Genomic DNA, 12393 nt, shown 5'->3' on the forward strand with positions numbered 1-12393 from the left:
GTGTATAAGAGACAGGCTTTGGTCTAGACCGCCTGCTACCGTCGGCCGGACGCAGGCCGGTCGACCGCGACCGGCCGCGGAGAGCTGGGGAGGCGCCGTGGGCGGCACAGGGACGGTTCGGGACCGGAGCGCGGTACGGGCGTACATCGGCTCCTTCACCTCGGCGGGCGGGCGGGGCGTCCTCGCCGCCGACGTCGACCCGGAGACGGGCGCGCTGACCCTCACCGGCGGCAGCGACGCCGTCGCCGACCCCTCGTTCCTCGCCCTCGCGGGACCCGTGCTCCACGCAGTCTCCGAGACCGCGCCGGGAGCCGTCGCCGCCTTCGACGTCACCGGTCCGGCACCCCGGCCGCTCGGCGCGCCCGTCCCCGTCGACGGCGCGGCCCCCACCCATCTCTCCCTCGCCGCCGGGCACCTCCTCACCGCCAACTACACCTCCGGCAGCGTCACCGCCCTGCCGCTGGCGGAGGACGGCACCGCCCGCCCCGCCGCGGCCGTCCTGCGGCACGAGGGCGACGGACCCGTCACCGCCCGCCAGGCCGGCCCGCACGCCCACCAGGTGCTCCCCGACCCCAGCGGCCGCTGGATCGTCAGCGTGGACCTCGGCACGGACTCCGTACGGATCTGCGCGCTCGACCCCGCCACCGGGGCGCTCACCCTGCACGCCGAGACCGGTCTGCGCCCCGGCGCCGGACCGCGCCACCTCGCCTTCCATCCCGCAGGAACGCACGCGTACGTCCTGAACGAGCTGGCGCCGTACCTCATCGGCCCGGAGCTGGCCGACGGTCTGCTCGACGTGTGAGACCCCCGTGGTCCCCGAGGGCACCCCAGGCCCCAGCTACCCCTCCGAGGTCGTCGTCGCCCCCGACGGGCGCTTCCTCTGGGCGGCCGTGCGCGGGGACGACACCCTCGCCGTCCTCTCCCTCACCCCCGACGGGGCCGCGGCCACCCTGGTCGCCACCGTGCCCTGCGGCGGGACCTGGCCCCGCGACCTGACCCTGGACCCCTCCGGCCGGCACCTGTACGCGGCCAACGAGCGTTCCGGCGACGTGACCTGGTTCGCCCTCGACCCCGAGACCGGCATCCCCGTCCGCGCGGGCTCCGTCGACGTCCCCGCGGCCTCCTGCGTCGTCCTCGGCTGAGACCGGGTCGCGTCCCCCGGGACCGCGCACGCCCCTACCGGCAACGCCGAGGGGCCCGCACCGGACATCCGGTGCGGGCCCCTCGGCGATTCCCTCACGGGCGGGGTGGCGGCCTCAGAGCGAGGGCGCGCCCTGCGGCTGCTGCGGCGGAATGCCGAGCGCGGCCGTGTACTGCGAGAGCACGAGCTTGCCGATCGCCGGGTAGGCCCCCAGCGGCTCGGCGGCGGCGCAGCCGGCCTCCTTCGAGGCCACGTCGAGCAGACCGTCGGCCAGCTCCGGGCCGATGAGGTACGGCGCCAGCGCGAGCTGCTCGGAACCGGCGCCGCGCAGCTGCTCGGCGACGGAGGCGATCGAGCCCTCCTGGTCGAGCGCGGCGGCGATCACCGGCACCGCGAGGCGGGCGGCGAGCAGCATGCCGGTGATGCCCGCGGCCTGCACGGCCTCGTCGCCGCCCACCGTGGCGAGGATGATGCCGTCGGCGGCCGTCGCCACCGTGAAGAGACGGGCGCGGTCCGCGCGGGCCAGACCCGCCTCGGAGAGACGCACGTGCAGCGCCTCGGCGAGCAGCGGGTGCGGGCCGAGGACGTCGGTGAGCTCGGCGGTGTTGCCGGCGTCCATGACGGCCTGGCGGATGTGCCGCGTCTGCGCGCTGTCCGGACCCGCGAGCAGCGGCACGACGACCGCGGACGGGCCGGTGGGCGCGCTGACCTCGCGGCCGGCGGCCAGGGCCAGCTCGTACCGCTCGGTGCGCAGCGTGGCGGCGACCGTCAGGACGGTCGCGAGCGAGGGGAACTCGCTGTCGTCGCCCTCGACGAAGCCGATCAGCGCGTCGAGGCCGGGCAGCTCGGACCGCGCGATGCTCACGACCTCCTCGGCCAGCGAGCGTATGGCGGCGGAGGGCGCGCCGGGCACAGCGAGAACCAGTGCGGGAGCGCCCTCGGGCGCCGCCGCGGGTTCGGGGCGACGGTGCCGCCCGGACTGACGGGGTCGAGGCATTCGTACAGGCAGGCCGGAAGCAGGCCCATTGGGGGAGCTCATGGCGCCGCATGCTACTGGCTTCGCCGGGGGCGGCGTCGGCTGAGGTGCGATCATGCGCCTTCTGCCCCCCTATGTCCCCCTCGGTTCCGTCCGGAATGCGGTCTCCGCCCCCTCGGGAGCGCGACGCACCGCCTCCCACCTGGGCGGATGTCAGAGCGCGGGGACGTCCCCGCGCCACAGCCGCAGCATCGCCGGGTCCTCCGGCAGCCGCAGCGTGCCGGTGGCGAGGGCCGCCGCGAGCCCGACGGCCCCGGCCAGGGGGTCCCCGGCGGGGACGGCGGTCCGGGCCTCCGGAAGCCGCCGGGCGAGCTCCGCCCGCAGCGGTACGAGCAGCGGGTCGCCCATCTTGAACAGTCCGCCGGTCAGCGCGACCAGCGCACCCGGCCCGGCCGGGCACACGGCCTCGGCGGCCTCGGCGATGTGCCGGGCGGCCCGCGCCAGGATGTCCGCCGCCACCGGGTCCCCGGCGGCGCACCACCCCACCTCGGGGGCGAAGGAGGCGAGCACCGCGGGCCGGTCGCTGCGGGGGTAGAGCGCCCCCGGCAGCCCGGCCGCGGGACCGAACACCTTCTCCGCCCGGGCCAGCAGGGCCGCCGAGCCGCCGCTCCGCCCGTCGTACGCCCGCAGGGCGGCCTCCAGGCCCGCCCGGCCGATCCAGGCCCCGCTGCCGCAGTCCCCGAGGAGGTGCCCCCAGCCGTCGGCCCGCCGCCAGGACGCGAGGTCCGTGCCGAGCGCGATCATGCCGGTACCGCCCGCGACGACCGCCCCGGGCCGCTGGCCGAGCGCGCCGGCGTACGCGGTGACGGCGTCGGCCGCCAGCGCGAGCCGCCGCACCCCCCAGGCCTCGGCGAAGGCGCCGGGCAGCACGGCCCGGAGGTCGTCCCCGAGGGTCGCCATCCCGGCGGCCCCCACGGCGACGGCGACGACCGGGCGCCCGCGGTGCGGCTCCGTCAGGGTGCGCACGGCCGGCAGGACCTGGGCGAGGAGGTGACCGGCGGAGATGCCGGCGGGGCCGGTCCGCACCGGTTCGCGCGAGGAGCGGACGCCGAGCACGGCCCCGTCCGCCGCCCTGGCCAGGGCGATCCGGAGCCCCGACCCTCCGGAGTCGACGCCGACGACCAGGGCCTCGGCCGGGTCGGACCCGGAGGCCGCGGAGGGGACAGGGGACACGGTGCACCGTCCTCGGGGCGTAAGGGGGTGGCCGGAGTCTAGGGGGTGGCCGTGGCCGCACCGGAGCCGGGTTGTCACTGTAGGCCGGTAGAGTGACGGACCGTGACAGCGCGACCTTTGAACGAACTGGTGGAGCCCGGCTGGGCGGAGGCTCTGAGCCCCGTCGCGGGACGCGTGGCGGAGATGGGCGACTTCCTGCGCGCGGAGATCGCCGCGGGCCGCACCTACCTGCCGGCCGGACAGCACGTACTGCGGGCGTTCCAGCAGCCCTTCGACGACGTGCGGGTCCTGATCGTGGGTCAGGACCCGTATCCGACGCCGGGAATGGCGATCGGGCTGAGCTTCGCCGTGGCGCCCGAGGTCCGGCAGCTGCCGGGCAGCCTGGAGAACATCTTCCGGGAGCTGCACACCGACCTCGGGCTGCCCCGGCCGTCGAACGGCGACCTGACCCCCTGGACGCGGCAGGGCGTCCTCCTCCTCAACAGGGCGCTCACCACCGCCCCGCGGAAGCCCGCCGCCCACCGGGGCAAGGGCTGGGAGGACGTGACCGAGCAGGCGATCCGCGCACTGGCCGCGCGGGGCAAGCCGCTGGTGTCGATCCTGTGGGGCCGGGACGCCCGCAACGCCCGCCCGCTGCTCGGCAGTCTGCCGGCGATCGAGTCCGCGCACCCGTCCCCGATGTCGGCGGACCGCGGCTTCTTCGGCTCGCGCCCCTTCAGCCGCGCCAACGACCTCCTCCTGGAACAGGGCGCCCAGCCGGTCGACTGGCGCCTGCCCTGACCCAGGGCCTGTCGTCACACTCCCGTCCGCCCTCCGGGCGACGACGGGAGTGTGACGACAGGCCCTCCCGCCGCCTTCTCCGGCACGGAGGGGCCGCGGTCGGTGAGGGCGCGGGCTCAGACCACCGCCGCCCGCACGCACAGCACGTCCGGCAGGTGCTCGACGAGGAGCTGCCAGCTGTCGCCGTCGTCGGCGCTCCCGTACACCTCGCCGTTGCGGTTGCCGAAGTACACGCCCGCCGGATCGGCGTCGTCCGTGCACAGGGCGTCCCGGAGGACCGTGCCGAAGTGGTCGCCCTGGGGCAGGCCCCGGCTCAGCGGCTCCCAGGTGGCTCCGGCGTCGGTCGTGCGGTAGACGCGGCACCGGCGGCCGGCCGGCACCCGGTCGGAATCTGCGGTGATGGGGAAGACGTAGGCGGTGTCCGGCCGGTGGGGGTGCGCCGCGACCGCGAAGCCGAAGTCCGAGGGCAGCCCCGAGCCGATGTCCGTCCAGGTGGCGCCGGCGTCGTCGCTGCGGAAGACGCCCCAGTGGTTCTGCAGGTAGAGCCGGTCGAGATCGCCCGCGTCCTGGGCGATCTTGTGGACGCACTGTCCGAAGACGGGGTTCGGGTCCGGCAGGAACACCGCCGACACCCCCTTGTTGGAGGGCTCCCACGCCTTGCCGCCGTCCTGGGACCGGAACACCCCCGCCGTGGACACGGCGACGGTGACGGCCGACGGGTCGCGCCGGTCGGTGACCACGGTGTGGACGGCCTCGCCGCCGCCGCCCGGCTCCCACGCGGAGCGGGTGGGGTGCTCCCACAGCGGGCGGACCAGTTCGAAGGACTCCCCGCCGTCCCCGGAGCGGAAGAGCGCGGCCGGCTCGGTCCCGGCGTAGACGACGCCGGGGGAGTGCTCCGGCGCCGGGTGCAGCTGCCAGACGCGCTCCAGGGAGGCGCCGGTGTCCTCGGGGAACTTCACCGCCGGCCGCGCCGGTTCGGCCCAGGTCCTGCCGAGGTCGTCGGAGTGGAAGACGGACGGGCCCCAGTGGGCGCTGTCCCCGCCCACCAGCAGTCGCGGGGCCGGCCCGCGGGTGTCGATGGCGACCGAGTAGACCGCCTGCGCGGGAAAGGCGGGATCGTCGAACTCCCATCGGCCGTCGTGCCTGCGGCCGATGAAGAGTCCCTTGCGGGTGCCTACGGTGAGGAGTACGTCGGGCATGGCTGCCAACCTCCAGGACGCCGTTGTCGCGGATACCGGCCAGTCTGCACCCGACCACTGACAACGGCTTCCGGACACTCCCGGCGCCCGCCGGCGGCGGGCCGCGGCCGGGCGCCGGACCAGGGCCTTCACCCTGCCCGGCGGCGGCCGCGGTCCGCGCGCCCCGGCCTCAGATCGCCCAGGCGTACTGCGGCGGAGCCGCGTGCGTCGGGGCGCCGAGGTCGCGGGCGGCGCGGCGGGCCCAGGAGGCGTCGCGCAGCAGCTCGCGGCCGAGGAGGACGGCGTCGGCCTCGCCGTTGGCGACGATCTTCTCCGCCTGGTCGCTCTCGGTGATCAGTCCGACGGCGGCCACCGGCAGCCCGGTCTCGGCCTTCACCCGGGCCGCGAAGGGGACCTGGTAGCCGGGGCCGACCGGGATCCGGGCCGGTCCGCCGTTGCCGCCGCTGGAGACGTCGAGGAGGTCGACGCCGTGCTCGCGCAGCAGCGCGGCGAACCGGACGGTCTCGTCGGCGGTCCAGCCCTGCTCGTCCAGCCAGTCGGTGGCCGAGACACGGAAGAAGACGGGCAGTTCCTCCGGCCACACGGACCGGACGGCGTCGACGACCTCCAGGGCGAGCCGCGTCCGGTTCTCGAAGGAGCCGCCGTACGCGTCGGTGCGGTGGTTGCTGTGCGGGGAGAGGAACTCCCCGATCAGATAGCCGTGGGCGCCGTGCACCTCGACGACCTGGAAGCCGGCGTCCAGCGCCCGGCGGGCCGCGTCCGCGAACTGCGTCGTGATCTCCCGGATCCCGTCGACCGTCAGCTCGGTCGGCACCGGGTGGCCCTCGGCGAACGGGACGGGGCTCGGTCCGACGGGCTGCCAGCCGGGGCCGTCCTCGGGGACCGGTCCGCGGCCCTCCCAGGGACGCTCGGTCGAGGCCTTGCGTCCGGCGTGGCCGAGCTGGATGCCGGGCACGGTGCCGTGCTCGGCGAGGAAGGCGGCGATCCGGCGCAGGGCCTCGGTCTGGGTGTCGTTCCAGAGGCCGAGGTCCGCCGGGCTGATCCGGCCCTCGGGGGCGACGGCGGTCGCCTCGACCAGGATCAGCCCCGCGCCGCCGGTGGCCCGGGCGGCGTAGTGGGCGAAGTGCCAGTCGTTCGCCACGCCCGCGTTCGGGCCGGTCATCTCCGCCGAGTACTGGCACATGGGCGCCATCCACACCCGGTTGGGCACGGTCAGGGACCGCAGCGTGTAGGGCTGGAAGAGGGCGACGCTCATGACGGACTCCGTTTCGGGATGCCTCGTGGGGACGCTGGTACGGTAACCATCGTAGTACGGCGTCTGTCAAACTACGAGGGTTCTCGTACAATGGTCGATATCCCGGATGAAGTGGAGCCGCCGTCATGACGACCGCCACCAGCCCTCGCGCCCTGGAGCACCCCGCGCGCGATCAGATTCGCCTGGAGACGGTGCTGCACGCGCTCGCGGACCCGGTGCGACTGCGGATCGTGCGGGACATGGCGCGCGAGCGCACCGAACTGAGCTGCTCGTACTTCGACCTGCCGGTCACCAAGTCCACGACGACGCACCACTTCCGGGTGCTGCGCGAGGGCGGAGTCATCCGGCAGACGTACCGCGGTACGGCCAAGCTCAACGCCCTGCGCGAGGACGACCTCGAAGCGCTCTTCCCCGGCCTGCTCGCCACGATCCTGACGGCGGCCGACGCCCAGGCCGACCGCACCGACGCGACCCGGCCCCCCGGGGGCGACGCCTAGGCCGTCTCTTCCGGATCCTGCCTGACCCGCGCCGCCCGGCACCGCACCTCGCCGCGTTGTCGAGGCACCCGGGTACGTCCCGTACGCGGGTACCTCTCCGCCGTGCGATGCACGGCACCGGACGACGCGGGCTTGACCGGCAAGATCCGGAAGAGGCGGCCTAGCACCGGCCCGGGCTCCCCGGGGCGCCCGGGTGCGCCCGCGCCCTCGGGGCCTTCGGTCTTCCCTCCGGCGCCCTAGAGGCGCCGCATCCTGCCGATCTCCGCCGTCTGCTGGGCGATCACGTCGTTCGCCATCTCCTCCACGAGGACGTTGTTCCCCTCGCCCAGCACCTCGGCCGCCATCGTCACCGCCCCCTCGTGATGGGTGATCATCAGCTTCAGGAACAGCTCGTCGAAGGCCTTCCCCTTCGCCGCGCCCAACTGCTTCAGCTGGGCCTCCGTCGCCATCCCCGGCATCGTGTGGTGGTCGTGGCCCGCCTGTTCGCGCGGCCCACCGTTGTTTTTCAGCCAACCTTCCATCGCGCCGATCTCGGGCTTCTGGGCGGCCGCGATCCGCTCGGCCACCTTCTTGACCTGGGGCGAGCCCGCCCGTCCCGGGGCGAGCGCGGTCATGGTCAGGGCCTGCCGGTGGTGCACGATCATCATCTGCGCGTACGTGAAGTCCGCGCCGTTCGGGCTCTCGTCCGGCAGCAGCCGGGCGGCCTCCTCGGGGGATATCCGCCGGGCCGGTTCACCCGGTCTGCCCGGCGCGACCACCGTCCCCGCCGACTTCCCGGCCTCCGGGGCACCCTGGTCCGACCCCGACTCGCAGGCGGTCAGGGCGAGTGCGGCGACGGCTGACAGGGCCACGGCGGCGACGGCACGCTGACGGCGGATCAACAACGCGACCTCCAGGTGTTCTTGCGGGGACAGTGACCGTTCCTAGCACTTTTCTCGGGGCCACCGATCAAAAACCTTCATTACGTCTGTGTTGCCATCTGTTGAGATGTGCACGGCAAGGAAGATACTGCCGGGGTCCCACCCCCGTTCACAGCTGAACGGATACCCAGGAGGACGGAGTGACTTCGTTGCGTACCCCGCGTACCACGGCCACCACGCGCGACCCGCGTGCCAGGCTCAGACGCCTGGGCGTGGCATCCGCCGCGGCCGGACTGATGGCCACCCTGCTCATGGCGGGCCCCGCCACCGCGACCCCCGACCCGGGAGACGCCCCGGTCCAGGGCAAGGTCACCTCGGAGCAGGCGGCCGAGGCGCGCTCCGCGATACGGAGCGGTGAGATACCCGGCGTGGACGAGATCGTCCACAGCCCGAACATCCAGCACCTCGCCAACATCCCGAAGGACGCCCTCCCGGGCGTCAACTCGGACCTCGCCTTCCAGGGCAGGTACGCCTTCGCCGGCAACTACGACGGCTTCCGGATCTTCGACATCAGCAACCCGAGGTCCCCGAAGACCGTCGCCCAGGTCCTCTGCCCGGGCTCCCAGAACGACATCTCCGTCTCCGGGGACCTGCTCTTCCTCTCCACCGACTCCTCGCGGAGCGACGACTCGTGCGCCAGCACGTCGCAGCCCGCCACGGTCAAGGAGTCCTGGGAGGGCATGAAGATCTTCGACATCAGCGACATCCGCAACCCGCGGTACGTCGCCGCCGTCGAGACCGCGTGCGGTTCGCACACCCACACGCTGGTGCCCAAGAAGCGGGACGTCTACGTGTACGTCTCCTCGTACGCGCCGAACGCCGCGTTCCCGGACTGCCAGCCCCCGCACGACGGCATCTCGGTCATCAAGGTGCCCCGCAAGTCCCCCGAGAAGGCGGCGCTCGTCGGCTTCCCGGTGCTCTTCCCGGGCGAGGGTCCGGACGGCGGCGGCAACCCGGGCGGCCCGGCCAACCCGGGCGTCTCCAAGACCACGGGCTGCCACGACATCACCGTGCTGCCGGACAAGGACATCGCGGCCGGCGCCTGCATGGGTGACGGCATCCTCTTCGACATCGAGGACCCCGAGCGCCCGCGGATCATCGACCAGGTCCAGGACAACGTGAACTTCGCGTTCTGGCACTCCGCCACCTTCAACCAGAAGGCGAACAAGGTCGTCTTCACCGACGAGCTCGGCGGCGGCGGCGCGGCGACCTGCAACGCCGAGGTCGGCCCGAACCGGGGCGCCGACGGCATCTACGACATCGTCGGCAAGGGCAGGAAGAGCAAGCTCGTCTTCCGCAGCTACTTCAAGATCCCGCGCCACCAGGCCGACACCGAGAACTGCGTCGCCCACAACGGCTCGCTGATCCCGGTCAAGGGCAAGGACCTGATGGTCCAGGCCTGGTACCAGGGCGGCATCTCCGTCTGGGACTTCACCGACTCCCGCAAGCCCAAGGAGATCGCCTACTTCGAGCGCGGCCCGCTGTCCGCGACCACCATCGCCACCGGCGGCTCGTGGTCCGCGTACTACTACAACGGCCACATCTACTCGAACGACATCGCCAAGGGCTTCGACGTCCTGAAGCTCTCCGACCGCCGCACCGACCCCGCGAAGCGGATCCGGATGGACGAGCTCAACGTCCAGACGCAGCCGGACTACTTCGACTTCGACGACTGACCGGAGTCGGGCCCGCCGGCCGTCGTCCGCCGACGGCCGGCCGACGTCCCGACCGCGGGCGCGCCGCCGGGCGGACCCCCGTCCGGCGGCGCGCCCGCCGTCCAGTCCAGGTCGTAGCGGTGGAACAGCTCCGACCGCAGCCGCGCCAGCGGCATCTTGGCGCCCGGGAGCAGCACCGCCACCACCGCCCCCATCAGCAGCGCGCGCAGCATCGGGTAGTCGGTGTCCACGTCCTCGGAGCCGTACCGGGTCACGGTGTCCCGCAGCAGGAACGCCAGGCGCTGCTGCTCCTCGCACTGCACGAACCCCTCGGCCGCCAGGATGCCCGCCATGTGCGTCCGCATCAGGGTGGGCCGCGCCGCCGCCAGCCCCAGGATCGCGTCGATCGCGCGCGCCATGCGCTCGCGGCCGTCCTCCGTGCGCGGCTCGCGCTCCAGCGCCTCCTCCAGGGTGAGGTGCATCAGCCGGTGCACCGCGGCCTGGAGGAGCTGCCGCTTGCCGGGGAAGTAGTACGAGATCAGCCCCCGTGCCGAGCCCGCCCGCTCCGCGATGTCGCCGAGCGTGGTCGCCTCGTAGCCACGTGTGTCGACCAGCTCCACCGTGGCCTGCAGAATGCGCTCCCGCGACCTGCGTCGCAGCTCTTCATTGACCGATGGGCTACGCGGGGACATGCTGGACTCCTGCGTTGACTGGCTGCCAGCCAATATACTCGGCGCATCCCGTCGGCATGTCCGTGTGGCAGGCCGCCGGGGACGCCGTCTGTTCTGGGCGACACGGGGGATCGTCCAGAACAGGCGGCTTCATCGTGTGTCTCCCATGCTGCTCCCGTCGCCGGTCGCGTCCCCGGGCCCGGCCCGGGAGAGGCGCCGCTCGTTCCAGCGGTACGTCAGGATCGCCACGGCCACGCAGCACCAGCCCAGCAGCCAGCCCTCGACGACGTCCGAGGGCCAGTGCACGCCCAGGTAGACCCGGGTCCACCCGACCCCGAGCGCCGAGACGACCGCCGCGCCGGCGAGGGCGCCCCAGCCGCGCCACTCCTCGCGCCACCGCAGCGACAGCACCCACAGCAGCAGCCCGCAGGTGACCATGGCCGTCATCGCGTGCCCGGACGGGAAGGCGGCGTAGCGCGCCGAGTCGACCGGGTCGGCCCACACGGGCCGGTCCCGCCCCACCAGCGCCTTGAGGCCCTGCTGGAGCGCGACCGCGAGCAGGCTCGTGGCGCCGACCCAGACGGCGAGCCGCCGCTCGTGGCCCCACCACAGCAGCACCACGGCCGCGGCGACGAGCGCGCGCATCGTCCACGGGTCCCACACCCAGTCGCTGAACACCCGGTGCACCCGGGTCAGCCCCGGGTGGGCCACCGCGTCCCGGTGCAGGGCCTCGGCCACCGCGCGGTCGAAGGAGAGCAGGGGGTCCCAGCCGACGGCGACGAGGATGAACAGCAGAAGGGCCAGGACTCCGGAGACCACGGCGGAGGAGCGCATACGTCGATCCTGCCCGATGACCGGCTCCCGGCCGCTCTCCGGCCCCGCGCGCGCCGTCGCGCCCGCTCGGACCGGCGGGCCCGCCGTCACCCCTGGCGGAGCGCGCTGAGCGCGGGGACGAAGGCCACGAGCACCGGGACCACCGGGACCAGGGAGGCGGCCGCGGTGAGCCGCAGCCGGCGGCCGGCGGTGAGCCGGGGCGCCGCGGTCAGCAGCCGGTTCACCCGGCGCGGCAGGTCACCGTACGGAGCCTGGCCGGGTCCGAACACGCCCCGGTCCTCGTTCAGTTCGACCAGGGCGAGCGCGATCGTGAGCCGCCCGAAGCGGCGCGAGGCCACGTCGTCGGCGGCCAGCTCCACCAGCCGGTGCATCTCCTCGCGGAAGGCCGCGAAGACCGGGATCCCCGGGAACCCGGCGGCCAGCGCCGCCGACGAGTGCAGCAGCCAGTCGTGCCGGGCCCGCGCGTGCCCCTGCTCGTGCGCCAGGACCGCGTCCAGCTGACGCCCCTTCAGGCGGCGCAGCGCCGCGGTCGTGATGACCAGCTGGGGTGTGCTCCCGGCGAGCCACCAGGCGTTCGCCCGCTCGCCCTCCAGGACGACGAGGCGCTCGCCGCCCCGCTCCTCCCCGGGGAGCAGGGGCGCGCGGACGAGGAGTTCGCAGCGGCGCTGCCTGCGGCGCGACCGGGCCTGGCTGAACTCCCGGCCGAGCATCGCGCCGGTCCACACTCCTCCGGCGGCCAGCGCCACGGCGAGTACCGCGGACCAGGGGCCGGTCGTGCCCAGCTGGTACGCGTCGACGACGGCGCGCGGCGCGGGCGCGAAGATCTGGCCCCGTACGGCCTGCCAGGCGGTCGACGCGCTGAACGTCATGGAGAGCGCGAAGCTCAGCAGCACGGCGCCGACCACGCACTGCCACACCCAGAGGGCCACCACGGGTTCTCGCTCGACCCAGTCCGCCCGCGAGAGCAGCCGGGGGGCCGCGAGGGCGGTCAGGACGCCGAGCAGGAACAGCGCGAGGGAGACCCACATGTCGCCAGCCTATGAGCGCCGTACTGGTCGGGGGTATGCCCCGGAGCGGCAAGTGACGTACGCCACGGTTTGGTTGGACCCGGCTTCCCCCTCCTCAGAAGGGCGGCGTGCGGGCTCAGAGCGTCACCAGCATGGCCAGCGTCGCGAGCGCCATCGACAGCCGGCAGGCCAGCGCCAGCTCGGGCCGGGTCACCCAGGCGGGCG

Annotated in this window: 11 protein-coding genes and 2 pseudogenes; 4 read left to right on the forward strand and 9 right to left on the reverse strand. The window is 74.2% G+C overall.

The genetic code is table 11. From position 1 onward, the window contains the following. The first annotated feature begins 97 nt into the window (after positions 1-97). Positions 98-1142, forward strand: a pseudogene (locus tag EAO70_RS02700) (lactonase family protein). A gap of 114 nt (positions 1143-1256) precedes the next feature. On the opposite strand, the gene EAO70_RS02705 reads toward EAO70_RS02700, so the two are convergent. Together EAO70_RS02705 and EAO70_RS02710 are read right to left on the reverse strand one after the other, a co-directional pair. After that, the gene (locus EAO70_RS02705) at positions 1257-2180 is read right to left on the reverse strand and encodes a sirohydrochlorin chelatase (RefSeq protein WP_148001425.1); all 924 of its coding nucleotides are present in this window, start codon (positions 2178-2180) and stop codon (positions 1257-1259) included. Positions 2181-2330: 150 nt separating this feature from the next. Beyond that, the gene (locus tag EAO70_RS02710; protein WP_187283696.1) at positions 2331-3350 is read right to left on the reverse strand and encodes an N-acetylglucosamine kinase; all 1020 of its coding nucleotides are present in this window, start codon (positions 3348-3350) and stop codon (positions 2331-2333) included. A 102-nt stretch (positions 3351-3452) separates the two neighbouring features. Between EAO70_RS02710 and EAO70_RS02715 the strand changes: the two genes are divergently transcribed. Beyond that, positions 3453-4130 (forward strand): uracil-DNA glycosylase, encoded by a 678-nt coding sequence (locus EAO70_RS02715; RefSeq protein WP_148001426.1) that lies wholly within the window; start codon positions 3453-3455, stop codon positions 4128-4130. 116 nt (positions 4131-4246) lie between these two features. On the opposite strand, the gene EAO70_RS02720 is transcribed toward EAO70_RS02715, so the two are convergent. After that, positions 4247-5329, reverse strand: coding sequence for a WD40/YVTN/BNR-like repeat-containing protein (locus EAO70_RS02720; protein ID WP_148001427.1), 1083 nt, complete (start codon positions 5327-5329; stop codon positions 4247-4249). A 169-nt stretch (positions 5330-5498) separates the two neighbouring features. Further along, positions 5499-6584 (reverse strand): NADH:flavin oxidoreductase/NADH oxidase, encoded by a 1086-nt coding sequence (locus EAO70_RS02725; protein ID WP_148001428.1) that lies wholly within the window; start codon positions 6582-6584, stop codon positions 5499-5501. Between the two features lie 125 nt (positions 6585-6709). Here EAO70_RS02725 and EAO70_RS02730 point away from each other — a divergent pair, with 125 nt between their 5' ends. After that, complete coding sequence (locus EAO70_RS02730; protein ID WP_148001429.1) at positions 6710-7081, forward strand: ArsR/SmtB family transcription factor; 372 nt, start codon at positions 6710-6712, stop codon at positions 7079-7081. A gap of 236 nt (positions 7082-7317) precedes the next feature. Here EAO70_RS02730 and EAO70_RS02735 read toward each other — a convergent pair whose 3' ends face one another. Continuing rightward, positions 7318-7965: a DUF305 domain-containing protein gene (locus tag EAO70_RS02735; RefSeq protein ID WP_148001430.1), complete on the reverse strand. Its 648-nt coding sequence runs from the start codon at positions 7963-7965 to the stop codon at positions 7318-7320. A 272-nt stretch (positions 7966-8237) separates the two neighbouring features. Here EAO70_RS02735 and EAO70_RS02740 point away from each other — a divergent pair, with 272 nt between their 5' ends. Further along, entirely contained in the window at positions 8238-9677 is a 1440-nt protein-coding gene (locus tag EAO70_RS02740; protein ID WP_148001460.1) for an LVIVD repeat-containing protein, read from the forward strand. Here EAO70_RS02740 and EAO70_RS02745 read toward each other — a convergent pair. From EAO70_RS02745 to EAO70_RS38755, 4 genes and pseudogenes are all read right to left on the reverse strand, one after another. After that, on the reverse strand, positions 9656-10348 hold the full coding sequence (locus EAO70_RS02745) for a TetR/AcrR family transcriptional regulator (RefSeq protein WP_261992611.1): 693 nt from the start codon (positions 10346-10348) through the stop codon (positions 9656-9658). The genes EAO70_RS02740 and EAO70_RS02745 overlap by 22 nt on opposite strands. Positions 10349-10477: 129 nt before the next feature. Further along, positions 10478-11161: a phosphatase PAP2 family protein gene (locus EAO70_RS02750; protein WP_148001431.1), complete on the reverse strand. Its 684-nt coding sequence runs from the start codon at positions 11159-11161 to the stop codon at positions 10478-10480. 86 nt (positions 11162-11247) lie between these two features. Continuing rightward, the gene (locus EAO70_RS02755; protein ID WP_148001432.1) at positions 11248-12189 is read right to left on the reverse strand and encodes a M56 family metallopeptidase; all 942 of its coding nucleotides are present in this window, start codon (positions 12187-12189) and stop codon (positions 11248-11250) included. A gap of 115 nt (positions 12190-12304) precedes the next feature. Continuing rightward, a pseudogene (locus EAO70_RS38755) lies at positions 12305-12393 on the reverse strand (DUF5134 domain-containing protein); the annotation flags it as partial.

It is taken from the genome of Streptomyces sp. adm13(2018) (assembly GCF_008042145.1).
Lineage (GTDB): Bacteria > Actinomycetota > Actinomycetes > Streptomycetales > Streptomycetaceae > Streptomyces.

Excerpts from the sequence above, each read along its gene's own strand:
- EAO70_RS02740 (WP_148001460.1), top strand. The coding sequence starts at position 8,238 with ATGGCCACCCTGCTCATGGCGGGCCCCGCCACCGCGACCCCCGACCCG.
- EAO70_RS02755 (WP_148001432.1), bottom strand. The coding sequence starts at position 12,189 with ATGTGGGTCTCCCTCGCGCTGTTCCTGCTCGGCGTCCTGACCGCCCTC.
- EAO70_RS02750 (WP_148001431.1), bottom strand. The coding sequence starts at position 11,161 with ATGCGCTCCTCCGCCGTGGTCTCCGGAGTCCTGGCCCTTCTGCTGTTC.
- EAO70_RS02720 (WP_148001427.1), bottom strand. The coding sequence starts at position 5,329 with ATGCCCGACGTACTCCTCACCGTAGGCACCCGCAAGGGACTCTTCATC.
- EAO70_RS02705 (WP_148001425.1), bottom strand. The coding sequence starts at position 2,180 with ATGAGCTCCCCCAATGGGCCTGCTTCCGGCCTGCCTGTACGAATGCCT.
- EAO70_RS02745 (WP_261992611.1), bottom strand. The coding sequence starts at position 10,348 with ATGTCCCCGCGTAGCCCATCGGTCAATGAAGAGCTGCGACGCAGGTCG.
- EAO70_RS02730 (WP_148001429.1), top strand. The coding sequence starts at position 6,710 with ATGACGACCGCCACCAGCCCTCGCGCCCTGGAGCACCCCGCGCGCGAT.
- EAO70_RS02725 (WP_148001428.1), bottom strand. The coding sequence starts at position 6,584 with ATGAGCGTCGCCCTCTTCCAGCCCTACACGCTGCGGTCCCTGACCGTG.